General features: G+C 60.5%; 26 protein-coding genes and 2 pseudogenes. 10 read left to right on the top strand and 18 right to left on the bottom strand.

Translation table 11 applies throughout. The annotated features are described in order from the left end of the window. Positions 1–92 precede the first annotated feature (92 nt). The 3 genes from EJ078_RS22890 to EJ078_RS22880 all read left to right on the top strand — a co-directional run bounded on the left by EJ078_RS22890 (position 93) and on the right by EJ078_RS22880 (position 1655). Entirely contained in the window at positions 93–512 is a 420-nt protein-coding gene (locus EJ078_RS22890; protein WP_127213872.1) for a DUF305 domain-containing protein, read from the top strand. Next, a complete protein-coding gene (locus EJ078_RS22885; RefSeq protein WP_127213873.1) occupies positions 487–1044 on the top strand; it encodes a cytochrome b/b6 domain-containing protein in 558 nt (185 codons plus the stop codon). Before EJ078_RS22890 ends, EJ078_RS22885 begins: the two co-directional genes overlap by 26 nt. Positions 1045–1469: 425 nt before the next feature. Next, on the top strand, positions 1470–1655 hold the full coding sequence (locus EJ078_RS22880; protein ID WP_127213874.1) for a DUF3606 domain-containing protein: 186 nt from the start codon (positions 1470–1472) through the stop codon (positions 1653–1655). 427 nt (positions 1656–2082) lie between these two features. Here EJ078_RS22880 and EJ078_RS22875 read toward each other — a convergent pair whose 3' ends face one another. Then, positions 2083–2301: a hypothetical protein gene (locus EJ078_RS22875; protein WP_127213875.1), complete on the bottom strand. Its 219-nt coding sequence runs from the start codon at positions 2299–2301 to the stop codon at positions 2083–2085. Next, on the bottom strand, positions 2298–2696 hold the full coding sequence (locus tag EJ078_RS22870) for a hypothetical protein (protein ID WP_127213876.1): 399 nt from the start codon (positions 2694–2696) through the stop codon (positions 2298–2300). Before EJ078_RS22870 ends, EJ078_RS22875 begins: the two co-directional genes overlap by 4 nt. 240 nt (positions 2697–2936) lie before the next feature. On the opposite strand from EJ078_RS22870, the gene EJ078_RS22865 reads away from it, so the two are divergent. After that, positions 2937–3095, top strand: a complete 159-nt coding sequence (locus EJ078_RS22865; RefSeq protein ID WP_164747403.1) for a hypothetical protein — start codon at positions 2937–2939, stop codon at positions 3093–3095. 385 nt (positions 3096–3480) lie between these two features. Here the strand turns inward: EJ078_RS22865 and EJ078_RS22860 are convergent, their stop codons facing one another. From EJ078_RS22860 to EJ078_RS22840, 5 genes and pseudogenes are all read right to left on the bottom strand, one after another. Next, on the bottom strand, positions 3481–3654 hold the full coding sequence (locus tag EJ078_RS22860; RefSeq protein WP_164746643.1) for a hypothetical protein: 174 nt from the start codon (positions 3652–3654) through the stop codon (positions 3481–3483). Between the two features lie 333 nt (positions 3655–3987). Beyond that, entirely contained in the window at positions 3988–4170 is a 183-nt protein-coding gene (locus tag EJ078_RS22855) for a hypothetical protein (protein WP_245456843.1), read from the bottom strand. Positions 4171–4300: 130 nt separating this feature from the next. Beyond that, positions 4301–4810, bottom strand: a complete 510-nt coding sequence (locus tag EJ078_RS22850; RefSeq protein WP_095802953.1) for a DUF892 family protein — start codon at positions 4808–4810, stop codon at positions 4301–4303. Positions 4811–5581: 771 nt separating this feature from the next. After that, positions 5582–6153, bottom strand: a pseudogene (locus EJ078_RS22845) (SOS response-associated peptidase family protein). A 936-nt stretch (positions 6154–7089) separates the two neighbouring features. Beyond that, entirely contained in the window at positions 7090–7701 is a 612-nt protein-coding gene (locus EJ078_RS22840; RefSeq protein WP_127334679.1) for an ATP-dependent Clp protease proteolytic subunit, read from the bottom strand. Between the two features lie 208 nt (positions 7702–7909). Here EJ078_RS22840 and EJ078_RS22835 point away from each other — a divergent pair, with 208 nt between their 5' ends. Next, the gene (locus EJ078_RS22835; RefSeq protein ID WP_127213880.1) at positions 7910–9097 is read left to right on the top strand and encodes an NADH-quinone oxidoreductase subunit D; all 1188 of its coding nucleotides are present in this window, start codon (positions 7910–7912) and stop codon (positions 9095–9097) included. A 149-nt stretch (positions 9098–9246) separates the two neighbouring features. Here the strand turns inward: EJ078_RS22835 and EJ078_RS22830 are convergent, their stop codons facing one another. Beyond that, the gene (locus tag EJ078_RS22830; RefSeq protein ID WP_164746644.1) at positions 9247–9999 is read right to left on the bottom strand and encodes a Crp/Fnr family transcriptional regulator; all 753 of its coding nucleotides are present in this window, start codon (positions 9997–9999) and stop codon (positions 9247–9249) included. Between the two features lie 472 nt (positions 10000–10471). Here EJ078_RS22830 and EJ078_RS22825 point away from each other — a divergent pair, with 472 nt between their 5' ends. Further along, positions 10472–10675: a hypothetical protein gene (locus tag EJ078_RS22825; RefSeq protein ID WP_245322467.1), complete on the top strand. Its 204-nt coding sequence runs from the start codon at positions 10472–10474 to the stop codon at positions 10673–10675. Positions 10676–10824: 149 nt separating this feature from the next. Here the strand turns inward: EJ078_RS22825 and EJ078_RS22820 are convergent. From EJ078_RS22820 to ctaD, 3 genes and pseudogenes are all read right to left on the bottom strand, one after another. Beyond that, positions 10825–11453: pseudogene (locus EJ078_RS22820) on the bottom strand (MBL fold metallo-hydrolase); the annotation flags it as partial. 135 nt (positions 11454–11588) lie between these two features. Then, on the bottom strand, positions 11589–12545 hold the full coding sequence (locus EJ078_RS22815; RefSeq protein ID WP_346016900.1) for a manganese catalase family protein: 957 nt from the start codon (positions 12543–12545) through the stop codon (positions 11589–11591). Positions 12546–12817: 272 nt separating this feature from the next. After that, positions 12818–14476: a cytochrome c oxidase subunit I gene (gene ctaD, locus EJ078_RS22810; protein ID WP_127213881.1), complete on the bottom strand. Its 1659-nt coding sequence runs from the start codon at positions 14474–14476 to the stop codon at positions 12818–12820. Positions 14477–14810: 334 nt separating this feature from the next. Between ctaD and EJ078_RS22805 the strand changes: the two genes are divergently transcribed. After that, positions 14811–15593 carry a DUF2243 domain-containing protein gene (locus EJ078_RS22805; protein ID WP_127403525.1) on the top strand — a complete coding sequence of 261 codons (783 nt, stop codon included), beginning with the start codon at positions 14811–14813 and terminating at the stop codon, positions 15591–15593. Between the two features lie 833 nt (positions 15594–16426). Here the strand turns inward: EJ078_RS22805 and EJ078_RS22800 are convergent. From EJ078_RS22800 to EJ078_RS22780, 5 genes are all read right to left on the bottom strand, one after another. Beyond that, a complete protein-coding gene (locus EJ078_RS22800; RefSeq protein ID WP_127239601.1) occupies positions 16427–17794 on the bottom strand; it encodes a DegQ family serine endoprotease in 1368 nt (455 codons plus the stop codon). A 106-nt stretch (positions 17795–17900) separates the two neighbouring features. Further along, on the bottom strand, positions 17901–18641 hold the full coding sequence (locus tag EJ078_RS22795) for an ETC complex I subunit (RefSeq protein ID WP_127213883.1): 741 nt from the start codon (positions 18639–18641) through the stop codon (positions 17901–17903). A gap of 72 nt (positions 18642–18713) precedes the next feature. Continuing rightward, a complete protein-coding gene (locus EJ078_RS22790) occupies positions 18714–19220 on the bottom strand; it encodes an Hsp20/alpha crystallin family protein (RefSeq protein WP_127213884.1) in 507 nt (168 codons plus the stop codon). A gap of 91 nt (positions 19221–19311) precedes the next feature. Then, entirely contained in the window at positions 19312–19791 is a 480-nt protein-coding gene (locus EJ078_RS22785) for an Hsp20 family protein (RefSeq protein WP_127213885.1), read from the bottom strand. A gap of 748 nt (positions 19792–20539) precedes the next feature. Continuing rightward, on the bottom strand, positions 20540–20761 hold the full coding sequence (locus tag EJ078_RS22780; protein ID WP_095801819.1) for a hypothetical protein: 222 nt from the start codon (positions 20759–20761) through the stop codon (positions 20540–20542). A 276-nt stretch (positions 20762–21037) separates the two neighbouring features. On the opposite strand from EJ078_RS22780, the gene EJ078_RS22775 reads away from it, so the two are divergent. The 3 genes from EJ078_RS22775 (at position 21038) to EJ078_RS22765 (ending at position 22986) form a co-directional block, all read left to right on the top strand. Continuing rightward, positions 21038–21385 (top strand): hypothetical protein, encoded by a 348-nt coding sequence (locus EJ078_RS22775; RefSeq protein ID WP_095801591.1) that lies wholly within the window; start codon positions 21038–21040, stop codon positions 21383–21385. Between the two features lie 235 nt (positions 21386–21620). Further along, positions 21621–21878 (top strand): hypothetical protein, encoded by a 258-nt coding sequence (locus EJ078_RS22770; protein ID WP_127213886.1) that lies wholly within the window; start codon positions 21621–21623, stop codon positions 21876–21878. 880 nt (positions 21879–22758) lie between these two features. Then, complete coding sequence (locus tag EJ078_RS22765; RefSeq protein WP_095801592.1) at positions 22759–22986, top strand: polymerase; 228 nt, start codon at positions 22759–22761, stop codon at positions 22984–22986. Between the two features lie 108 nt (positions 22987–23094). On the opposite strand, the gene msuE is transcribed toward EJ078_RS22765, so the two are convergent. Both msuE and ssuD read right to left on the bottom strand, forming a co-directional pair. Then, positions 23095–23655: an FMN reductase gene (msuE, locus tag EJ078_RS22760; RefSeq protein WP_095801593.1), complete on the bottom strand. Its 561-nt coding sequence runs from the start codon at positions 23653–23655 to the stop codon at positions 23095–23097. Positions 23656–23744: 89 nt separating this feature from the next. Then, entirely contained in the window at positions 23745–24905 is a 1161-nt protein-coding gene (gene ssuD, locus EJ078_RS22755; protein ID WP_095825924.1) for an FMNH2-dependent alkanesulfonate monooxygenase, read from the bottom strand. Positions 24906–24921 lie beyond the last annotated feature (16 nt).

Below are 24921 nucleotides of genomic sequence, written 5' to 3'. Positions count from 1 at the left end.
GGCGACGCAGGATATGCGCGTTGACGATACGTTTGGACGACCTACCTTCCATTGTCCAAACTGCGCGCGCATCAGCTTGTAGGAGAACGCCAATGGCTTTCAAACGTCTTGCCCTAGCCACCCTTGCACTCGGCAGTCTTACAATTGCCGCGATGGCGCAGGAGGACGGGCTGCCTGAAGCTTGTAAAAAAACAGGGGCGGCTATGGACATGAGCCACCAAGGTGGCGGGATGCAGTTCGAGGAAATGGACGCGGCTCACAAGGACATGATGGCCGGTATGGGCGCGATGCAGAGCGATATGATGACCGGCATGATGGCGAAGGACATTGATATCGCTTTCGTCTGTGGAATGATCCCTCATCATCAAGGCGCGATCGACATGGCCAAGGCCGAACTGGCGCACGGGAAGAACGCCTGGACGAAAAAGATGGCCCGAAAGGTCATTGACGCTCAGACCAAGGAAATTGCCGAACTGAAGGACTGGCTTGCGAAGCACAAGCAGCAACAATGAGGATCCCCGGGCAGCTGCTTGGGCTTGGCCCCTGCGGCTTTTGCATTGGTTGACGGTCGGGCTATTGGTTTGGGAAATCGTCATCACCCTAGGGCCGATGAATGAGCGCGGCGCCGTTGCGATGCGATGGATGCCAACCCACATGTCCCTTGGCCTCGCACTTTTTGCCCTATGCCTTTGCAGGATGGCTTTTAGGTTGGTGACGCAGGCACCCCAACCTCAGCGCCCGGCCGCGGTGGCTGTCCACCTCGCATTGTATGCCATTCTGATCGCGTTGATCGCCACAGGCTGGCTCGGCCATCAGCCCATGCCGTTCATGTCGACACCCAAGCTTTTCGGGTATTGGCCGATCCCGTTCGCTCCGAAAATTCCGTGGCTTGGAACTGCCCGGCTGCTGGCTCTGCACAGTGCGCTCTTTTGGGCGTTTTGCGGAGCAACGCTAGTGCACATTGGTGCTGCGCTCGTTCATCTTCTGCTTTTACGGGACGGGGTTTTTGAACGGATGACGACCCAATGGCTGAACCGAAACTAGACAGCTGCTCACGAAAAAAGCCCGCCGGCCGAAGCCAGTCCATCTTCCCTCAAAGCTGTGTGTGCGCCCCTTCGCAGATCGATCGCCGACCCGAGACTAGCGGGTTATGGCGGTGACCTCCTGTTCTTCACCGAAAATCCTGCAGGGCCGCTTGGCGCAGCTTGTGCATATTGAATCAATGCGAGTGTTGCGGTTGGTATGCGGAACAGCCGAAAGCGTTAGCGCTCTAAGGGAGCGGCCAGAACGGCCCGCCCCGGATGGGAGCAGGAGCGGGCCTGCGGAGAGCGGAGATTCCGCCCGGCGGCTTTGCATAGGGGTTGGGAGGATGCGCGCCGCCGCAACCCAACTTGGTCGAACGCAAAGTGTTCCGCAGCCGGAACATCTTGTTTGTGATCCGGTGTGTTTCGGGCAGGAGGAATGCCCCAATGGAAGACGACAAGACCAAATACGGCGGCAGTGACGGCAACCGAGTCTCAGCGGATCAAGACTACGAGGTTGAATACTTCGCAAAGCGACACCGGATTTCGCCGGGAGCAGTCAGGGAACTGATCCGACAGCACGGCAACAACCGCAAAGCCCTGGGGCGCCAGGCCAGAAAGCTACGGCCGTGACGAGGATGCCAGGTCTGTGCCCGCCGATTGCCGAAATCGGGCCGGGAGAGCGCGAGGTCGATCATTTTCATCGGGCCCCATGTGCGGCCGTTGATCTACCGGCTTCGCGCCAAGTTATTCGGCATCAAAAGACCCCGCACAGGTCCGTCAGGGCTCCAGGCGTCCCATTGTGGAACGAATTCACGGGTCAGTGATTAACAAGAAGTCGGTCGGTTCCTTCGGGAATGTAGCCGTCTCAGTGGCAACCTAAGGCCCGTCGCTTACGCTCATTAGCTGCGGCGGGCTTTTATTAGTTACGCCTAAGGTTCTGATGTCAGTCGCCGAACGGTGGCGTACAATCCAGACCTGCCCCTCTGCCAACGGGGCAAAGGCTCGGCCTGTGCGCCCATGGTCCCCTCGATACCCTCGCAGGCCGGGCCCCCGATATCTAGGCTGCATCGTGCCCCGCTGCCTTTTCCAGCAAGCGCGACAAGTGCAGTTCGTGAAGCTCCTGCATGCTTTCAACGAGTTCGAGGAATTCAATGGCCTCGGCAGCTGGCAGTTCGAGGCGTTGTAGTTTGGCTATCCGTTCCCGCTGCAGGGCAAGGTGCCGTCTGCCGAGCCTGACGTGCCCTCGCACCATCTCAATGTCATCAGCAAGCGTCATGAGCCGGAACGGCGGGGGTTGGCCCCGTTCCCCTCGGGAACAGCAGCGACGCCAGACGCATCGCTGACGCCGTAGACCGAGCTGATCTTGTCGAGACCAAGCCGCATCACCTGACATTGGGCAAAGTTGAAGGCCGGCAGGCGATGCCTGAAGGAACGAATGGCGGTGCCTATACCGGCCTCCCCGACAATGACGCGCCATTCGTGCCCCGTCTCGGCGATGGATACAAAGTTCCGGGTCAGATGCGGGCTTAGCCGGTGGGGGTCGGTCAATGGCCTGGTGTCCCGCAATCTCTGCTGGGAGCGGTCAATCGCCTTCCTCGCTTCAGCAATCAGCCTAACGTCATCCGCGGATAGGCGCGCGCGTGAAAAATACTTGACGGAATGGTCGGACATGACTCGCTCCGGTCTTGATGCAGACGGGAGCGCTAGGTCGCTGTCTCTCAGCCGCCGGCGTCCTTTGGTAGTTGCCGACGATAATGGTTAACATACACGATGTCGGTTCTGTTCCCACGAAATACCAAAAGACCTTAGCCCTCTCTCCGAGTGGCGACGGGCCGAAGCCTGCCACGTTCATTCGTAGGCCCGCGGCGGGCTCGAAGAGCGCGTCCAGGTCTCTTCCAGCAAGCGCTCCCAGTGGGCGACGTGCTCGGCCTGCACCCGCATGAACTTGCGCAAGAATTCTTGCGCCTCGTCTATCGGGTGACCGTCTCGCGCCAGCTTGTCGATGAGTTCACGCTGGCGAGCGATTATCGCCTCGCCCTCGCGGACGTGGCGCTCTGCCTTTTCCAGTAGGCTCTCCCGGCGTCGCATTGCGGGCTCGCTTTAGGTTCTTCTCAAGTTCTTCCAACAGCTGGTCAGCATCGGTTATCCCGCGTCCGAAAAGGCTCATCACCTTGAGCGCGACGTTCTCGCGCTCATCAACGCTTTCGATCTTGTGACTTGAGCAGTAGTCGCTCACTGCCTTCGCTAGAATGTTGATTTCGGCAGGCTCAATTATGCCGTACGCCAGCATGCCCACGTTCCTGAGCGGGACAGCACTATGAAGGCTCTCACACATTCGTTCACCCTCTACCCCGAGACGCCACACCCGCAAGACAATACACCCCGAAAAAGTCGGGCACGAGTCGATTAGATTGGATTGACCGCTGCGAAACGTCACTTGCTGCTCTGAGAGACATCAGTGCGACTGCGACAGCGTCAGAGTTGCGGAATAGACACTCAAGCCAGCTTCGTCCTGTACCGACACGACTAGCCTGCGGTCCTGCTCGGCGACCACCGTTTCCTCGCCCGCAATGTCGTGTAGCGCCCTTAGCGCTTCCTTCCGCGCATCGCTGATGGTGGCCAGGTCCACCCAGGCGTCTCCAAGGCTCTCCCCATTCCAAACGACTTCGAACCGATAATGCGGCATACCCTATCGTGATCTGCGCCAGACCAGCCCGCATTCAAATTTGAGGGTCAGGAGAAGTCCGGCGGTTCCATTTTTGGTGGCCGGCTACGTCCTTTGCGGGGAGGGTCTTTCGGGCTGGTGTCGGGCGAATAGGTCAGCGTGATCGGCTTGCCGCCGCACATCGTGCATTTCATCTTCAGCTGCAGATCCTACTCCGTGCGGGAGCGTCAGGGCCGAACCGATCGGAGCGCCGGCAGATCTCTGATGCCGATCGCAGTTCTCGGGCACCTCTTGGTCTCAGTCGGCCAAACCGCCCCTCCGGTGTTGCATGGCTGTAAGGATCACCCTCAACAGGCTACCGACATCCTCAATCTCCTCGGGCGAGATGCCTTCGCGCCCTGCAGCTTCCATGGCCGCGTCGGACAGATAGATGATTGCGAGCGGATCGTCGGTCGTCGCATTTGGCACATGCTCCGCCATCCATTTATCGAGGAAATTTTTCCCACGCGTGCTCATAGCAGCTTAGGTTCCTTCTCGAGCTCCCGGTCGGATGCCGATTGTGCTCGATGCTGGCGGTCGAACAGCTTTCGCGTCCCTGACCGCCGTCCACTCAGCGTTTCGCACTGTCGCGATCGGCTTCTGCCCGCGTTAGGAATTTTTCCGTAACTTGTGACAGGTTGCTCTTCAACCACTCAGCCATCGCTTCCTCTTCCCGCAGATTCTGCTCACAGACGCGGGCGATCTCGGCTTCGCCCTCTGCATTCGCGGCGGCGATGAGGATGGTGTAAGATGCGATTTCCATGTGCTCGAAGGTGTAGCTGGCCAGGGACCCCTTCATGACCTCGTCGCCAGCAAATACGCCGCTGAGCGACTGCGCCGTCGCGGTCAGCTTGCCGCCTGCGTCCTTCAGCATGGAAGAGCCCTCGTCAAGGCCGTCCAGGCAGGTCTTCAACCGCTTGGCCTGTTCCCTTGTCTCTTCCAGGTGGATGCGGATTCTATCGCTGAGTTCGGGGTAGCTCTCGATCCGGTTCAATTGGCCGGATAGCATAGTTTCGGCTTGTTCTTCCATGGCGTGGGCATCCCTCAGCCATTGGATCAGCCATTCGCGCGACTCAGACATTGCTCTTCTCCGTAGTTGGTCGAGCCGAACCTCTGCTGATGCGATTTGTTCCTCGAAAGACGTTAGGTGCCTAATTGAGCTAGAACCCGTTTTGCCCCTTCGTCCTGCACCTCCCCGAAGTGAGATCTGAGATCATCGCCGGCACCAGCATAACGCCCTGAGGGCTTTGCCAACCGGTAGTCACTGGCGGCGAGCCTCAGTACAATCACGATCCGGGCACCCACGTGCCGTATCGAGAGTGACGGTTCACTGTAGGACGGGGAGCGTAATTGAGGCACTCCCCCCGTAACCTATGGACGCAGGCACATGACGCGGGCCCGCCAAAAATGATGGCGGCCGAAGTTTTCAAGTTCCGCGACAGTATGCATCGGCCGCCGGATTCCGCCAGTTTGGAAGAAGGCCGGCCGCGCCAAGTTGGAAAGTCCTGTTGGAGCGAGTGCTGCCTGCAGAGCTACATGGTTGAAGTAATGTCCGGTCACGTGGTCACATCCCACTAAGTTGCGGTTGCAGAAACACCGTCGAAAGCAGCTATTGCGGTCACGGGTCGGGCGGTTCATGATTGGCGCCAGGAATGTGCTGTGGATCCGCGTGACAACCAAGCCGACTGGACAGTCTACAAATTCGCTCAAGTGAGCCCGAGCTGGGAAGGACCAGCTCGCAACCTCGACGTTGTCGGATTGATGACACTGGCCGACGATGCCGCATGCTGGAAATGTTCGTGCTTGGGGGAGTCATGCCATGATGCATGACCAGCCGGGCTGTTCAGCCTCTTCACTCTCGAACCGTCTCAACTGACAAAGACCCGGCTGGAAGCGGTCGCAACTAGATCGCCCTCCGATTCCGTCAGGTTGAGCCAGGCGGACCAGTTCTCCGGCTCAAGGACCACGACCTGACGGGCGCAATGTCGGGACTGGGATCCGTCGTCAGCATGGTGAAGGTGGGCGGCTTGTTGCCGGCCGCTTCGCGCCAGAGCCCCGCGATCGCCATGAACGGGGCGCCGTCGACGTGAACCGGTGCTTCGCCTTCGGGTACTTCGTTCCGGTGAACTCGAAGAAGGCCGATACCGGCACAAGACAGCGCCTGCTGTTTGCGAACTGTCGCCCCTCCGACCGAAAATTGAACACCGGCCCGCCCTTTGGACCGGAGGGCGGGAAGCCGAATGTCATCGAGGCTAGCTCGATTGCATCGCCGGCAGCGCGCATTACCGGAGCCGGGTCGTTGATGCGGATGTCAGCTTGCGGCAGGTCAAGTTCACTCTGATGGCTGGAGATCTGCAAGGCGAGCGACTCCATGATGCGGCAGTATTCGGCCCAAGCGATATGCTGCTCGTAGTCGTTGCACATGGGTTTGAGCCTTAGCGTTGTCGCGCGTCTATCTTTCTCGCCAGAAGACGCGCCTCTCGAAGTCGAGAGTTCGCGTCGTTGCCGATCAGGTCGATGAGCTCGCGCGCCTGGGCCTCGGTGATACCGGTTTCGCGCATGAGAAACCGCACTCGAAAATCCCTTCACCGCCTGAATGCGTTCGTCGCGCTCTTTCTTGCTCTCGGTCATGGAGGGTCCTCTGGCCGTGAATCCGGATCCGGGCGAAAGGTTCCATACGGCGGCTAGCTATCGCGGAGACGCCTCAGGTGTTCGGTGTGTTGGCGTTGGGCCGCCTCAAACTCCCGCAACAGGTGTTCGGCTTCACCTATGGGTTGGCCACGCACTTCCATTCTGGCGATCAACGCCCGCTGGCGCGCTACGCGTTCCGTGCGCTAGCGAACGTGGCGCTGCGCCATTTCCAACGGGGTTTCGCGGCGGGATTGCAGGCGGATCATAGCAGGATTCAGCCGTCCCGTTTGCTGGTTCTCCTTGCCAACCCCGGACGGCAAGAGCCCGCTCGCCTGGGAGGCCGAACGGGCTCCGGGGAATGCAGCACAGATCCCCAAACGGCGCCTCGCCTGGCAACGCGCGCCGCGAGACCGAACCCACTATCCGTCGGTAGGTTCCATTAGAGAAGGCTTGAGAACCTATTCGCCGCGTCTAAGTTGCGGGCCGTATCGCGATCGGCTTGAGCTAAGCGAAGCAAACACGCTGTACGCGGTGCCGCTGGTTCGCTTGCAGTCCCTGGCAATGGCACAAACCGACGTACAAGGGCTCGCCGGTGACAACGTCACTCACGGCACCGCAAAGGCATCCGCCGCTTCGCGCTACCAAGTCTGCGTTATCAGTCATGGCCGTCGTCCGTTTTTATTCGGCCGGCAAAGGCAAAGCCGGACAAGTCCGTTCAGAGGCCTAATTCTATCGGGCGATGTCCGCAACAAGACCCAACTCCAACGCTCTTTCGGCCATCAGGTAGCAGTTGTTTAAGGCGTGATCACGAAGCTGCTCCAGAGATATCTTCGAACCCTCCACAAGATCCTCAAAGCCTTCGTTTTCGAGCCGCTCAGCAGTCTGCAGCAAGGCAAGTTGTTCCCGGACGATCTGGAGGCAACTGCGGATTGGCCCATTCAGGACCAGTTCCTTTTCGAGCCGACGTTCGTGGACCAGCAAGACTGCCCGCGGACATAAAAACCGGGAACTCTTCGGGAAAGCTGCGAGGACGGTGATCCCGGCAGAATAGACCGTGTTCTTGCCAAGGACGAAGCCGTTGCGGCCAGAGTGTTTCAGGAACAGCTTGATCTCTAGGGCAATTCGTCGGGCGCCATCTGCGTCGCCGTCAGGCGTATCAATTTCAACGTACAGATCATTCCCGCCGTCACGAACCGCTTTCAGGTCATGGAGAACATTCGAAACGACGGTCTGGTCTATCAGGCCATGGACTCGTAGGTTTGGTTCGAACAGCAGCCGACTAAGGTCGGGAGCGGCACGCGACGTGCCGGCTTCTTCGCTGATGTGGGACGCTCTGTCCATGGGCAGTCCTTGTTTGCGTGCAGCCGGAACCAAGTGACAGCCTATTTGTTCCCGCTCGCCCCCGCGTCTATAGCCGGCACACAACCAATTGCAGGAGGAACGCGTGCACAATGCAAAGCAGTCGGAATTTGCTTCGTGACGCAATGCGTGGGTGGAACATCCGGTTCGCCTCCCAGTTGGGTGCGTTCCCGCGCTGAGGAACGGCCGCTTGGCAGAGAATTCCGTCCGAAGCTTCAATATCAATTTCGGCCCTCAGCACCCGGCCGCTCACGGTGTGCTGCGGCTAGTGCTGGAGCTCGACGGCGAAGTAGTCGACCGGGTTGATCCGCATATCGGACTGCTTCATCGTGGCACCGAAAAGCTGATTGAGACGAAGACCTACCTGCAGGCCCTGCCGTATTTCGACCGGCTCGACTACGTGGCGCCGATGAACCAGGAACATGCCTGGTGTCTGGCGATCGAGAAGCTCACGGGTTTGACGGTGCCGAGGCGTGGGCAACTGATCCGGGTCCTGTATAGCGAAATTTCGCGCATCCTTTCGCATCTGCTCAACGTCACCACCCAAGCCATGGATGTCGGGGCGCTTACGCCGCCGCTCTGGGGCTTCATCGAGCGCGAGAAGCTGATGGTCTTCTATGAGCGCGCAAGCGGCTCACGGATGCATGCAGCTTTTTTCCGACCAGGCGGCGTACACCAGGATCTGCCCGACGAGCTTATCTCGGATATCGGCAAGTGGATCGATCCGTTTCTGAAATCAGTGGATGACCTAGACAGGCTGCTGACGGACAATCGGATCTTCAAGCTCCGCAACGTGGATATCGGGCAGATTTCGGAATCGGATGCTTGGGGTTTGGGGTTCTCCGGGGTAATGGTGCGTGGCTCCGGTGCTGCTTGGGACCTGCGCAAGGCCCAGCCCTACGAGTGCTATTCCGAAATGGATTTCGATATTCCGATTGGTAAGAACGGCGACTGCTACGATCGATACCTCGTGCGCATGGAGGAGATGCGTCAGTCAGCGAGGATAATGCGCCAGTGCGTGGATCTGCTGGCTAAAGAAGGGCCGGGTCCGGTTTCCAACGCGGACGGTAAGATCGTGCCGCCGAAACGTGCGGCCATGAAGCGGTCGATGGAGGCGCTGATACACCATTTCAAGCTCTACACCGAGGGATTTCGGGTCCCGACCGGAGAAGTGTATGCTGCTGTGGAAGCTCCGAAAGGAGAGTTCGGCGTCTACCTGGTATCTGACGGGACTAACAAACCTTACCGGTGCAAGCTGAGAGCCCCGAGCTTCGCGCATCTTCAGGCTATGGATCTGCTTTGCCGCGGCCATATGCTGGCTGACGTTACCGCCATCCTGGGCTCTCTGGACATAGTACTGGGGGACGTAGATCGTTAGCCCCCAAGGTCGGCCGGTCAAGTTGCCCGCGCTCTCACGGGAAACCAGGTAGACTACAGAATCCATAAGCCCCTCGAGGCAGCTCTCCGTCGCAAAGATCACCATGCTCTCGAGATGCTTAGCACCTCGGTCAATCCCCTCGCGGGGACTCATAGCGGCGTCACGTTCTTTTCGTGCAGGTAGGTGGTGTAAAAGTCCCCTGCACGCACGAGTTCATTCCAGTCGACAACTTTGAGCCTTGAGCCCGAGGTGGATATCAGGCCATCGCGGCGAAGTTCCTGAAGCACTCGGTTGACGTGAACGGTGGACAGACCCAGTGCGTCGCCAAGCACGGCCTGGCTGACCGGAAATTCCGCCACGTGGTCCTGAATTTGGCCGACTGCATGGAGACGGACGATGAGCTCACACAGGAGGTGAGCCATGCGAACATAGGCCTCCCGCCTTCCGACATTGGTGACCCACTCTCTATATATCGCTGCATCGATCAGCGTTGAGCGCCAGAACACGTTGGCGATGGACGGGTGTTTGGTGCAGATGGCACGCAGCGCATCGTGGCGCATGAACCCCACTCGGGCCGGCGTTAGTGGCGCGAAGGTGCAATCCATAACCGAAAGATGAATTCCGTGGAGATCCGGGAGGTCTCCCGGAACAAAGATCGATGTGATCTGCCGCTTCCCCTCGCCGGTGAACTTCGCAGATGACACCAGGCCGTCCAGAACAGCGAAGGAATGAGAGGGTCGGTCGCCCTCGCGCACGATATCGTCTCCTGCCCGGTAGTCGCGCTCCTGAACCGCGATATCTCTCAAAGTAGCAATATCGGCTGAGGCAAGATCAGAGATGATCTGGAGCTTGCGAATAATCAGGTCAGAGCAAGAAGCTGGCAACACTGAGCTGATCGACATAAGCCCCAACCTCTATCGGGCCCCAATGTTCCCGTGCGTGAGCATGGCTCTTTGTTCCCCAAGTTTATTGCGCCTCAAGACCCTGGGCCGCCGATGGAGTCTGGTCCGTTGACGCCTTTGTGTCGGCTTCCCAGCCCGAAAAGACGACCGCCCAACGGGCCGGGGGTGTGGGTCGATGGTCGTCGGATCGCGAGGGACGATAGAGTCAGCAAACTGCGTTGCGATAGGCCCTTACACATGTGTCAATGGTTCGGGCTCCGAAGAAAATAGTGCATGTTCTGTGGCCCCCAACGTGGCCCAACGCCATGGCCGAGTCCGACCTCTTGGAATGATTTTTGCTGATAACGAAGGAACAGCTTTTAGGATCGCAGGTTCGGAGCCCGGCGGCCCCTCTGCTTCCAAGGTGCCGTCGTGTCGAAGGCACCGCCTGCCCGGCGTGGTCGGGCGGCCCGCTTGGGAGGAGGAGAAGGCCATGGCTTCAGCAAGACTGGCGAAAGGCGCGTTCACACCTGTCGATGTTGAATTTCTTTGCCAGATTCTCGAGCGCGGTTCGGTGGCAAAGGAAACTGCCGCGGAGCGAGAGCGCCGCGCTTTGCGGATAATTGCCAGCTACATGGCCGGCGTCACCGATGAGCGGCAGTTGATTGAGCTGTCTCACAAGCCGTTAGGACGGTAGCGCGAGCACCACCTGGCGACGCATCCTTTCAGCCGACAGCGCGAATACTCGAAGGACAGTGCTGTACAACAATTGTTGCCCGCTCCGACGGACAGGTTTTCTATCGCTCGCGATAAACCCTACCATTTTTCGCGGTTGCGGACTCGCTGCTGCGTCGCTACCTCATAGGCGGACTCCTGCCCGGTTGTGATGAACGCATCACCTACGATCAGTGAGCGGTCCGTCTTGCGCCAAAGGGAAATATGTCCCGGCGCGTGCCCTGGAGTGTGGAGCCACTGCCAATCTGGCATTCCCGGAACCGAGCCATCGTCAGGGAGCGCGTTCAAACGGTCCCCGAGATCGACCGGCCCGCATGGGAAAAGCGGTGAGAGCAACGCCATCAGACCTCCGCCCGCCCACGGGTCAGGCGGGGGTAGGACGCTGTTCCGTTCAGATAGGGATGTTCGAGCGTGTGCGCATAGACCGGAGCCCCCACATCCGCGACAGTTCAACGACCGTTCCCACGTGTCGAAGTGACCATGCGTCAGGAGGATTGCCGCCGGTCAGGCGTTTTTGCCGAAACGCGCCTCCGCGACCGCGACAATGGCGCCTCGAGAGGTTGGCAGACCGGTATCAATCAGCACCCAACTGGAGTCGCGGGGCCGGGCATACCAAAGAACACCGCATTCACGATCGAAAGGCGAAGGTAGGCAAGATCGGGCGCGATACTCCAGGCCCCATCGCCGCGGTCCTCACGTCCGGCGCGATCGATCTTGGAGAGGGGTATTTGAATTGTCATTAGGCCGCGTTGCCTTGTCACTTTGTCTCAGAGTCGTCGCCCCGACGGCGCAGGGAACCGCCGTGTTCGGTCGCGACAGGTAGTTTCGCTTTGCGCACGCGAATACTGTCTTGAGGGCGCCCAAACCTGCAGAGACTACCTGGTTTTGCGAGTAGCGGCCGCTGCCTGCGCCGGCGCCTCCTGGATGTTGGCGGCGCCGCCCATGTCACCGTTCTTGGTGCGGCCCGCCCCCGGTCCTGCTCCAAGATCGGCGCCGGTCATCGGATCGGAAGCCGGGTCCGAGAGCGTCCGCTCCGCCAGATTGGCCGCGACCTTCTTGTCCTTGGCATTTAGCTTGACAGTCGCCATCCCGTCGCCCCCGTCGGCGGGCATCACCTCTTCGAGATTGTCGATGCGGTCCCATTCGCCTCCCGAGTTCCAGGGTCCCGTGGCGTCTCCTTCGCCCTGCGAGGTGTTGACGTACATGCTGGCATATTTCTCGATGCCCGGGAGTTTGCCCGTCGGGAAGTTGTTCTCTATCGCGTACAGCGCTTTCTCGAAGGACTTCTGGTGGGCGACTTCGCGCGTCATCAGAAAACCGAGGGCATCCTTGACGCCGGGATCATCGGTGATGTTGATCAGTCGCTCGTACACGATCTTGGCACGAGCTTCGGCCGCGATGTTGGAGCGCAGGTCCACCGTTGGTTCGCCGCGAGAATCGATATAGGCGGCGGTCCAAGGCACTCCGGCCGAGTCGCACAATGCGGGTCCGCCGCCAAACAGGATTGACTCCTTGGCCGTTGTGCCGCTGGCGCCAACCATCAAATACAGCTCAGCTTCCTTCATCTGTCCCTCGGCAAGGTGTGCCTTGAGTCCCTTGTTCAGCATTGTGACAATTGACCCGACCACCTCGAGGTGGCTTAGTTCTTCGGTTGCGATGTCGAGCAACATGTCTTTTCGACCGACATCATCCTCGCCCAGCCCTTGGACGAAATAGCGCATAGCGGCGGCCAACTCGCCATCGGCTCCGCCGAACTGCTCCATTATCATGCATGCCAGTTTCGGATTCGGCTCCGACACACGGACGGTGTATTGCAGTCGCTTATTGTGCATGAACATGAGGTTTCTCCAGGGTTGGGGTTCCCCGAACATCCTTGGATCAGAAATGTTCCTTGGCGCTGGTCGTTCTGTTTGGCTATCAAGTTCGTGCATGGCGATGAATTATCCGCGAGCCCGACCGGGGATCAGGAACGGCTCGCTAGGGGCCCGGTACTCTCCCGGGCCAACACCAACCCCGTCGTGTTGGATGCTGATTGAGGGCCACGAGAGCCAGGGCATTGGCTGCAGGGACCGTCACGCATGGGCGCCGAAATCGCCGACCCGGGCTATTTAATGATCGGGAGCCTGTCCCATTGATGGAACGGCGGTGGCGAAGGCAACATCCACTCCAGGGACGTGGCTCCCGGACCCCAAGGATTATCGCCGGCCTCCCTTCGTCTGTAGAAGGCGTCGACCACTCCGGCCAGGAAGAACAGTACGCTCGCGGCAGATATGTAGGCCCCATAGGAAGAGACCATATTCCAGCCTGCAAATGCATCGGGATAGTCTATGTAGCGGCGCGGCATGCCCGCCAAACCTAGAAAGTGATGCGGGAAGAAGACCAGATTGACGCCGACAAAAGTCGTCCAGAAATGCACTCCCGCCAGTAGAGTGTTATACATATACCCGGTCATCTTCGGGAACCAGTAATACCAGCCCGCGAAGATCCCAAAGAGAGCTCCCAGTGAGAGTATGTAGTGGAAATGCGCGACGACGAAGTAAGTGTCGTGCAATTCACGGTCGAGCGCAGCATTGGCCAGCTGAACGCCTGTTACCCCACCGATTGTGAACAGAAAAATGAATCCCAACGCCCAGAGCATGGGCGTTTGCAGGCGAATCGATCCGCCCCACATCGTGGCGATCCAGGAGAAGACCTTAATACCTGTCGGCACCGCAATCACCATTGTCGCGAAGGTAAAATAGCGCTGCGTGTCCAGGCCAATGCCGCTGGTGTACATGTGGTGCGCCCAGACGACAAACCCTATCGCGCCGATCGCCACGATCGCATAGACCATGCCGAGATAGCCGAAGATCGGTTTGCGCGAAAAGGTGGATATTACCTGGCTCACAATGCCGAATGCCGGGAGGATCATGATGTAGACTTCCGGATGACCGAAGAACCAGAAAAGATGCTGGTAGAGGAGCAAATCGCCGCCCTGGTCCGGGAGGAAGAAGGCAGTGCCGAAGTTCCGGTCAGTCAGCAACATCGTGATCGCGCCTGCCAGAACGGGGAGCGCGAGGAGAAGAAGGAATGCTGTAATCAGAACCGACCACGCGAAGAGAGGCATCTTGTGGAGCGTCATGCCGGGCGCACGCATGTTGAAGATCGTGGTGATGAAATTGATCGCCCCGAGGATGGATGAGGCCCCGGCAATGTGCAGCGACAGAATGACCAGGTCAACGGCAGGCCCAGGATGGCCCGACGTCGACAGCGTTGGGTAGAGGAACCATCCCGTTCCTGCACCATAGCCTCCTGGTACGCTGGGCATGAACAGCGACATCAAGAGCAAAATGAAGGCAGGCGGCAGCAGCCAGAAAGAAATGTTGTTCATCCGCGGGAAAGCCATATCAGGAGCCCCGATCATGAGCGGTATCATCCAGTTGGCAAAGCCGCCGATCAGACCGGGCATGACCGCGAAGAAGATCATGATAAGGGCGTGTGCTGTCGTGAATACGTTGTAGAGCTGCTTGCCTGCATCAATGGCCGTGGCACCCTCGAAGCCGTATACAAACGAGGCCAAGCCAGGAAAGATCTGTATACCCGGTTCCTGAAGTTCGATGCGCATAGCGACTGACAGGAGCATGCCAATGATGCCCGCAAGGATCGCGAAAATCAGATAAAGTGTCCCGATGTCCTTGTGATTAGTTGAGAACACCCATCGGGTGACTCCTGCCGGCTTGTGCGCCGGAGCCGGAGTATCGGCTTTCGCCGATGAGGCTGGCATAGTGATCTCCTTTGAGCAGGCAAGCGCGTCCCAACCTCGCATTGACGGTATTGTTCCTGATGATCAGCCGTAATCTCCAAGCCAAGGGAACAACTCCAACCCCGGGATGTTCGGGCAAACGGGCTGAACAGGGAGCGACGTCTGATGCTCGAAACTATTGCGGCAGTGCTAGTACTCCTGGCTGTGGTCGGAGGCCTAATCTGTGCGTTCTGGATTGAGGCGAGCTATGGCGTCCACGGGCTCACCGAAGACATTCCGGCTGCGCCAGTCGACGACCTCAGACCGAGGTTGCCGGTCACCCCTCGTCCGGCCACTTTGAGGTAGGGCGCCAGTCATGCGCTTGAACTGGCCAGCAATCAATCGGAAGGCCGTTGTCGGGTGGCTGCTCGTTGGCTTTGCGCTGGCCGGCTTTTTCGACGGCATCGTTCTGCATCAGATCCTGCAGTGGCACCACCTCCTGTCCGGCCTTCGCGAACCGGCAGGATCAGACTTGCGCTTCCAAATTCTGGCGGACGGCCTCTTTCACCTGCTCATGTATCTGTTGTGCATTTTGGGCACGGTGTTGCTCGTGGCGGCTCGTGCATCTGGCGCGCGCCCCGGCACGACGAGCGAAATTCTACGGCTCGCCTTGGCCGGGTTCGGCATCTGGCACATCGTTGACGCGGTCATCATTCATTGGCTGCTCGGCCTTCACCGGATCAGGATGGCGAGCGAAGTGCCCCTGGCATGGGACATCGGATGGCTGGTTATTTTTGGCATCTTGCCTTTGGTGCTCGTTCTCCTGATGCCCAATCGGGGAGGACCAGCACGGGGCGCGGCGGCTGCTTTGATGAGCGTTGCCATGCTAGCTGGGCTGACTGCGGGCGCAGGCCAGCGCTTCGAGGGTGCAACCCACACGATCGTCGTCTTCCGGGAAGGTCTAAGCCCGGCCCAAATGATGCGAGCCGTACTCGAGGCGCGGACGAACCTAAAATCGACAGATAAAGGTGGGACAATCTGGGTGGTCGACGAGGTCTCTTGGGCCGGCCTCATAACGCTTCACGCGGAAGGAGCCGTTCTCGTCAGCACAACGCCGGTCGCCGCGGGCTGCCTGCCCTGGTCTGCCGTCAAGGTCTGATGCGGGGCGCAGCTCGGCGAGTAGAAAAGGATGAGGCGCCAATCATTTCGTGGCGGTCGAGAAAGAGGCGGTAAGCATGCGCCCGCCCCCGTAAAAAACAAGGATTCCATCGCATACTCGAACTAAGGCGCCATTCGCAATCGCGTGACGAAGAAGCTATTTGCCGCCGCCGCTGCCTAGACTACATGCTGGGAATGCGACTCGAACCGCTGGGCGTCAAGCGAGAGCCCGGGAAGCCCGGTGCAGCAATCATGGCGCGGATAGCCGGCACGACGTTCCCAACGCTGCCCGGCGGCCTGTGCCGAGCGTCTTCGCGATGATGTGTGCTGCCTGAGACATTACCGGCCAGGTGAAGTTGGCGAGCACACGCTACGCCATGCGACCTCAAACGGGGGCGGTCCTGCCCGAGAAACCGGATCACAAAGAAAATGTTCCGACGCCGAGGAACACCTCGCATTCGGGTAAGTTTGGGGCCCGGCGGCGCTATGCCCTCCGCTGTTTGCCGTGCGCTGCCGCGCGGAGCCCCTATCCTCCGCAGGCCCGCTCCTGCATGGCATCAGGGGTGGGCCGTTCTTTTGGTTGCCTTCGACATGATCGCTGCGCTCGATCAGGGGAATCGAGCAGGAGAACGGCGTCAAGCGTTCCGTTAGCGGGGGATCGCTGATGGCGAACGCCTACTTGCCGGTTCCCAACGCGCTTGATGGCGAGAGCGTTGGTCGAAGGGACTCGCCGTCCGTCATCACCCCATGCTCGGTGATGTAGGCAGCGAACATCCCGACGGCCAGAAATTGGAAGAGCCTGCTCTCGAGGGAAGGTCGAGCGGGCTCCGGAGTTTATCGCACAACCAGCAGAAGACGCCCCCCGTCACGGACCAGCTCCAAGGCCAGTATTGCGCGCTGGCCAGCGATCGCACTGCGCAAATCGGACACGGAAGAGACCGGCTTGCGGTTGACCGCCACGATCATGTCGCCGGTCCGCAACCCCGCTCTCGCCGCCGGGCTAGCGGGTTCGATGCTCTCGATGACGACCCCGTCCGCGCCTGCCCGCTGGGCTTCCTCGGCCGAAGCGTCACTCATCTTGGCGCCCTGCAGGAGGGTGCCTGCCAGCGTCTCCGACGCGCTTTCCTGTGCAGCGATCGTCACGTCGATCGTGACTTCGCCATTAGCGCGTTTGACGGCAAATTTGACAGTGCTTCCGGCAGGGGTGAGGCCGATCCGGTTTCTGAGGTCGGTCGTGCCTTGCACGGGATGTCCGTCGATCGCGGTGACGACATCGCCGACCTGCAATCCAGCCTTCTCTGCCGACGAGCCGGGTTCGACATTGGCGATCACCGCGCCGCGGAGGTCTCCGAGTTGCAGCGCCTTTGCGAGGTCCGGCGTCAAATCCTGGATGCCGATCCCCACCTTTCCGCGCCGCACCTCGCCGTGGGCGATCAACTGCTTCATCACGGAAACAACCATGTTACTCGGCACGGCGAAGCCGATGCCGACATTGCCGCCGGCTGGACTGAGGATAGCCGTGTTGATGCCGATCAGCTTGCCGTCCAGAGTAACCAGGGCGCCGCCGGAATTGCCCGGATTGATCGAGGCGTCGGTCTGGATGAAATCCTCGTAACCCTCGATGTTGAGTCCACTGCGGCCAAGCGCGCTGACGATGCCGGAGGTCACGGTCTGGCCGAGACCGAAGGGATTGCCAATTGCCACGACATAGTCGCCGACCTTCAGGGCGTCTGAATCGCCTGTCTGTATCGCCGTGAGGTTTTTAGCGTCAATCTGAAGCAGCGCGATATCGGTGTCCTTGTCGCTGCCGATCAGCTTCGCCGGGAATTGCCGGCCGTCCTTGAGGGTGACCGAGATTTCGCTGCCGTCCCCAGCGACGTGATTGTTGGTCAGGACATAGCCCTTCGCCGGATCGACGATCACGCCAGAGCCGGCGCTCATCCTGGCCTGCGGCAGCTGCTCCGGCCCGAAGAAGCGCCGGTAATTAGGGTCGCTGTAAAGCGGATTGTCTTCCTTGGGGGCTTTGGAAACGACCGCGATATTGACGACGGCCGGTGTGACGCGCTCCAGCATGGGCGCAAGCGTCGGCAGGCTGGATGCTTCAGCCGGTGCCGCCGTTTGCGCAGCAACGGGAGCGAGGCTGAAGAAAATGGCCCCCATCGCAACGGCGACGACGCGGAGGTTCGATGTGAGAGCGAGCATTGTTTGCCTCCCTGACCTGGTGTTGTCACTCCTGTCTGCGGGGCTACGCCCGCGGGGTTGAAAAAGCGGGCCCGGAACTTGCTCCAGACCCGCTCGTAGGCACACCTCATGCCGCCTTGCGCATGCCTGAATTGGCTTGGTCAGCCGCAACCTCCCGTTCGAGCGCGAGCAGCGCCTGCTGGACCTCGTCGAGGCGCGAGGGGCGGTCGTTTTCAGGCATGCCCTCATTGGTCGCCAGATCGATCAGATACTCCGTCCAAGCCCAGTTCATCAGGATCGAGCGCTTGGCCTCCAGCGTCAGCTTCGGATCGCGGGCCACGCCCATCGGCGACGTCCAGCTTTCCGGACCGGATGGATCGTTGCGGTTTGCAGCGCCGTCGAGGGCGCACCCGTAGCTCTCCTGAAGCGCGCCAAGTCCGAGCCGGTCGAGTGTCATGTTGGAAAAGCCGTAGGTCGACCTTCCGGGCTTGGCAGGCCTGGTCGCCCCATCATCAGCCTGCTCCGTCGCATTCTGAACGACATAGGACAACCCCTGTCGCTCGGCGTAGCGAACGGCCGACTCCAGCGTCGGGAAGTTCAACTCGACCTGGGTCAGCGTATCGCGGCTCCCGGTGTAGCCCATTAGCGGCTCGACAAAGGGCGCGGTGCGCCGCTCGAAAACGAGACGCCAGCCGCGCGTGCGGGCCGTGCCGGAAGTCGTCGCCGCGCGGGACGGCTTGTAGATCCGTGCGACGGCGTCGCCCGGGAAGGTCGAGCGTCCCATCGAAAGGGGCTTCTGCCGGTTGTCGTTCGACGACCACCCCCGCGGGATTGGTGCTCTGGTGGATCTGTCAACCTGTCTCTCCATCGTTCATCCTCCCTGTCTGGCATGGATGCTGCCGGCGGGGCCCTACAGCCGGCCGCCGGCGCCTGCCACGCGTCAGCTCTTGATGGCGATGCGCTTTCCCTGCGACTGCGCCTTCTCGCTCTTGGGCAAGGTCACGGTCAGCACACCATTGCTGAAGCGGGCATCGACCTTGTCTTTCTTGACCTCGTAGCCGAGCGGGAGACGGCGCTCGAAGCGGCCATAGAAGCGCTCGGAGAACTGCCTGTCCCTGTCCTCCGTTTCGGAACGCTTCTCGCCCTTCAGCGTGAGTACGCCGTCGTCGAGCAGGACTTCGATGTCCTTCTCCTCAAGACCGGGCACCTCGGCCGTCACCTTGACCTCCGTCTCGCCGTCGGAAATCTCGACGCTTGGCCAACCGCCGCCGAAGGCGGAAGCGCCACTGAAGGCAGGTAGGGTCGAACCGAAGCCGCGGAAGACATCATCGAACAGCCGGTTCACCTCACGATGCAGCGCCAGCAACGGATCACGGTCGCCAGCGCGGAATAAGGTCGCCTGATTGCCGTTGTCGCGGCCCCAAGGGATCAGATCTCGAACGCTCATTTTTCTTCTCCTTTCGTTCGTTGTGACAATGCACCATTCGGCGCCGGGCTCATGACCCGGCGCCCGCGCGCGAGTGCGCTCGCGGAATGCCTTAGGCGGCCGGCTTCTCAGCCTCGATCTGCTTCGGCGAGGAGTTCGGCGTCGCCTTGCCGCTCGTCGCGATTTCGATCTGGCGCGGCTTCATCTCTTCAGGAACTTCGCGCTTGAGATCGATCGTCAGCAGACCGTTGACCAGGCTGGCGTTCACCACCTTCACGTGGTCGGCCAGCTCGAAACGGCGCTGGAACGCGCGACTGGCAATGCCTCGATGAAGATACTGGCCATTCTCCTCGCCCGCCTTGTGACCGGACGCCATGAGCGTGTTCTGCTCCTGGGTTAGGGTCAGATCGTCCTGGCTGAAGCCAGCTACCGCCATGGTGATGCGGTAATCGTCCTCGCCGAGCTTGGCGATGTCATATGGAGGCCAGCTGTCGATGGTTTCGCCGCGGCTCGCGGCCTCAAGCGCGTTCAGCATTCGGTCGAAGCCGATGCCCGACCGGAAAAGTGGGGTGAAATCGAGAGTGGTTCTCATAGCCACATCCTCCTCTGAGCAACATGGGTACAAGACTGACGTCGGCGGATGCTGTTGCATCCGCCCGACACGCCGGCCCCCAAGATGGGCCTCCGGCGGAGTACGATTTAGTTCGGCGGTGTCCGTGTTCAAGAGGCCTGGCAGAAGGTGCCAATCCGGAGGGGCGCCGACATCAATAGGAGACGCGCCTTTCCGGTTTGGCTTTCCGCGTATGGTGAGTTCGTAGCCTGCGCGGCTCGGTCGCTTTGGGGCCACCGTTTGCTCCCGTCCAGGGAAGCCGAATAGCCTTTTGCCCGCTTCCTATGAAACCAGCGCACAAGCTTGAGCTCTGCGAGAATCAGGCTGCAAGCAGGCCGCCGATAGCGCTGCAACGCGGCGCTGCTTTTCTCCTCGATCATGCTGTTGGCCAGTTGTCGCGGCGGCAACGGCCTCGGGGCGAGCCGCGGGCGGCGCGGAACCGGTCGGCGCTGACACTTCGGTCCGGCTCAGGCTCGCCGGCGGAAGCGCCTTGTGGGCTTTGACCAACGCCTCCAGGCGGCAACGGCAAGCGGCACCGGGGCGCGACCGTTGAGCCAGTGCGCCACATCGGCCGGGGCAAGACTGAGTTCCTCAGCCAGGTCGGCTGCATCCCACCACCTTCATGCATTCTCGCAATCGCCCCGCAATCACACGACCCTCATCTGCATCGGCGGCTCGTCGATGCAGCGCGGGATCTGAAATGATTTCGCCTGCTTGGCGAGCTTTCGGTTCAGCCCTTGGCCGGCGTAGCCGCTGCCGATACCTGCTGCGCCGCCAGGAACATCAGTGTTGAGGCGGCGGTGCGGCGTCTCCAGCCGGCGGTTTCGGCCGCGTCGAGCAGTCCAGCAAGCAGCGGCTGCAGCGCTTCTCGGCACTCCGCCTCATATGCGAGGAACTCGCTCGGCACATGTGTCGGCGTCGGGACTGGACCGGTGCCGCTCATCACATCCATGATGGCCTCCCAATCTTTCCTGAGACCCACTCCCGGAGCGGGGCTCGCGATCTTGCGCATCTCGAGCTAATTTTGCCTTCTTCCAATTTCAAGAGGGTGCCGCAAATTTTGGCGCTCTCGATCGTAGAGTGCTAGTGCGCTGAAAACATGCGGTAATTCGATCGCGAGGGCCTTGAATTCGCGATTGAGCTTAACAAAATTAACGGCTGTCGGCGCCGCCGGGACAGTTGAGAAATTGGCACCCGAAACAAGGAGTTTTTGATACGGAGGACAGAAATGGACCGACAGACACTTTCGCCGATCATTCCTTCCCTTGCTCCCGAAATATCAGACCTTTCGCTCGACCGGTTGCTGTCGCCGGCCAGGCATTTTCAGCACCCGCAGGATGTGCTGGAGGACGGCTCACTAGATATATGGGAAAAGCGGGCGATCCTGTCGTCGTGGGCATCCGACGCTTGCGCCGTGGAATCCATGCCGGCGCTGCGCCAGCCGCCGGGCACCGAGCGGCCGGTCTCCTTCGACGACATCATGGATGCGCTGCGCCGGCTCGACGCGGCTGCCCCGCTGCCTGACGGCTCCGGCGATGAGGACCACCGGCAGCTGGTCGACCGGCTGAGCGCGTGAGGCGATCGCGTGCTGCCGTCAGCGGGAACCCGCTATAGGCAAGAAGGGCTCCGAGTCGGGCGACCGCACCGTATCCGGCTCGGACTGCCCCGCTCGCGTTCGTCCTCATCTTTAAGAGCATTGCAACAATTGTGAGCGACGAGGGCATGGGAGCGGATATAAGGCTTCTGTTGTCGCCCGCAGTATCGACCGGACACGGGCGCTGAAGTCAATTCAACTCCACAGGGAGAGAGCCATGACCAGGCGCTCTGCTAATTTCATTTCCGCTTTTGAATTTGAGATCATCCGAGAAGTCTTCCGGCGTTCGGTCGTAGAGGATTGTCTTCCGAGACAAGACTGGGAAAGCCGTGCAAATGGGCTTGTCCGCAGCTTCATAGGCGTTCAACCTCCGGCCGAGGTCATCGCCGCATTGCTCAATTCCATGGGTCGACAAGATGCCCGCCGACCGGAGCCGGCGGGCTACTCAAGCTGGCTCAATTCCCCGCAGCCCTGAGCTACAAACTGCCCAGCTCCGTCTCGTTGCCCGCTCGTCAGCCGACCTGCCCTCGCCGACGGCGTAGGCGTCTGAGGTCATTTGTTGAGGTTTTTTCGGGCTGGGGCCGGGCGAATAGGTCAGCGTGATCCGCTTGCCGCCGCAGACCGCGCATTTCATTTTCGGCCTCAAGTCCCACGTCATTGCGGGAGCGTCAGGGCCGAAGCGGTCGCGCAGCGCCGGCGGATCGAGCCTCTGATGGCGATGGCAATCGAGGCAGCCACCGGTAACAGCCATGCCCACGTCGATGCGTCCTTGCAGCGTCCGGCCGTCATGTTGGTGGTTCAAGGCAGGTTCGACCTTTCGGCTGAATTTCCATGTATTAGCAGATGCGCATATATTCGCGCGCCGGCCATCTATGTCTCCTGCCGGCCAAGGCCCGGTGGCCGCACCCAAACGCCGCACCCAAAGGCTACCGGGCCGCAACTCGTCTGATCGACGTTGGAAGGTTCCAGCCTTGCACGGCACAGCTACGGCGGCGGAGCCCACGGCGGTTCGAGGGCTGGTGATCCTAAATAGTGCTGGCGAGGAACAACCTGTCTTCTTTCGCCGTGGCGATAGCTCTGGCGATAGCCGCGCGATGCGCCTACGCGCTCACTTGGTCTCCAGGCGCCAATGAGTTGCTGGTGCGCGCCCCGTGGGGCTTAGAGGTTTAGCTCCGCCGTGTAAGACCAACGTCCAACCTTCCAACTCAAAGGTCGCATCGACGAAACATATTGCCAGCTATGCCATTGGAGTCGGGACTGGCGAGTAACATGTCCCTTCATCGTCAGTCAGTTGTTGTGATCAACCACCCGCCGCGACCTGCGAAGCGGCGGGTGTTTCATTGGGAGAAACCGCTGTGCAACTGGGCGAGATGATTGCCAACCTCTGCGCCGCCATCCTCCTGATGTGCCTTGTCGCCACTGTGTTCCTGCTGGCAGGCAAGCCTCTCTGGCCTGATGAAGGGGCGAAGATGGTAATCCTCCTGCCGCCGGACGCCATGACGACCGCGTCAGTCGCGAGGCCAACGCACGCGCGTCTACCTGATCACGTCGATGCCGGTCTGGTAGAGCCAAGGCCCGATTAGCGCCCCTGGGCGAGCGCAGTCTCGGGAGAAGCCCGCGCCGCCGCGCCCGCTTGCCGCGACCCGGAAGGCGAGACGCTACACTTCCCGCTGAAGCACCGCGGCATGGATCTATTCGGCGGCTATTCTGAGACCGGATTTGGTGGCTAGCAGAACCGCGGTTTCATCAACCGCCTGCGCCGCTCGCTTCAGGATCAGTTCGGACCGAAGCACACCATCGGTGAAGTCTTTGTCGGTCGCGTACACGGCTGTGGGCAGCGCGAAGGCCTCGAAGAAGCCAAATAGCGGCCTGAGTTGATGCTCAACGACAAGGGCATGGCGCTCGCCGCCCCCGGTGGCTGTGAGAAGCACGGGCTTACCTCTCAAGGCCGTTGGATCGAGCAAGTCGAAAAAATGCTTGAACAGCCCGGTATAGCTACCCTTGTATGTCGGAGAGCCGACGACGAGCACGTCCGCGGCGACAACATCTGCAACTACGGTTTGGGCTTGCGCGTCGAGGTCGCGCTGCGATTTGGCGGCCCCCAGCGAGGGACCGACATCCTCGACATCATAGGTTCGATGGGAAAGGTGGTGGCGGCCTGCGATGTTCTGAACGACGAGGTCGACGAAAGCGCGGGTCTTCGAGGGTCGGCTGAAGTTCCCCGAAAAACCGACGATTGATGGATTTGACATAAGCCGAACTCCGATGGTCAAACTCAGATGTAAGCGGGCCTGGCACGGCACCAGCGATGCTGCGCGCACCACTTCTCTCCTCGACCTGCCTAAGACGCCGCTACTCGGACGCCCGCGCCCCGGCCGCGCCCAAACTCCAGATCCCAGCCGCGCTCCTTAAGGGGCAATTCACCCTGCAGTCCGAGCCGTGGAAACAGCAGCTCGGCAACATTGAAAGCTTCCTCCAGATGCGGATAGGCCGAGGCAATAACCGTCTCCACCCCTATCTCTTGATATTCGCGAATGCGGGCAGCAACGCTTTCCGCACTCCCGACAAGCGCGGTGCCGGCACCCCCTCGGACGAGACCCAATCCGGCCCATAGATTGGGAGCTATAACCAGCTTGTCGCGGCGTCCCTGGTGCAGAGCGGAGATGCGCTTTTGCCCGACCGACTCCGAAACCTTGGTGAATTGATGCTGGGCTTCAGCGATCACGTCGTCGGTGACGCGGCTGATCAGTCGATCCGCCGCCGCCCAGGCCTCCTCCTCCGTTTCACGCACGATCAGGTTTATGCGCAATCCGAAGCGGATTTTGCGACCTTGAGCCGCCGCTCGTGCCCTGACTCTATCGAACTTCTCCTTCACCTGCTCGACGGGTTCACCCCAACTCAGATAGACGTCCGTGTGTTTGGCGGCGACCTCGATGCCCGCCTCCGAAGACCCGCCGAACCAAAGTGGCGGATAGGGTTGCTGGACCGGCGGGAAAGATATGTCGATGCCGTGAGCAGATAGATACTTGCCCTCGAAGTCCGCCGGCTCTCCGGACAGGATACGGCGCCAGATCGTGAGGAATTCATCAGTCTGGGCATAGCGCTCGTCATGACCGAGCTTGTTGCCGTCGCCGGCAAGGTCGGCAGGATCCGCCCCGGTGACGACGTTGAGCAGCACCCGGCCGCCGGAGATGCGGTCCAGCGTGGCCGCATGGCGCGCGAACAGGGCCGGCGTCCCGCTGCCCGGCCGCAGCGCCACCAGGAACTTCAGCCGTTCGGTCAGCGGGATCAGCCCGGCGGCCACGATCCAGGCGTCCTCACACCGTGTACCCGTGGGCAGGAGCACGCCCTGGAAGCCAAGCCGATCGGCGGCTTGCGCAATTTCCTTGAGATAGCCGAAGGTTGCCGGCCGGTGCCGCTCGTCGGTGCCGAGATAGGGGCCGTCGCCATGGGTCGGCAGGTACCAGTAGATATCGAGCGGGCGGGTGCTGTTGCCGGACATCGGATTGTCTCCTTCA

It is taken from the genome of Mesorhizobium sp. M1A.F.Ca.IN.022.06.1.1, from assembly GCF_003952605.1.
In the GTDB taxonomy this organism is placed as follows: Bacteria; Pseudomonadota; Alphaproteobacteria; order Rhizobiales; family Rhizobiaceae; genus Mesorhizobium.
This window is presented reverse-complemented; position numbering and strand designations above follow the sequence as displayed.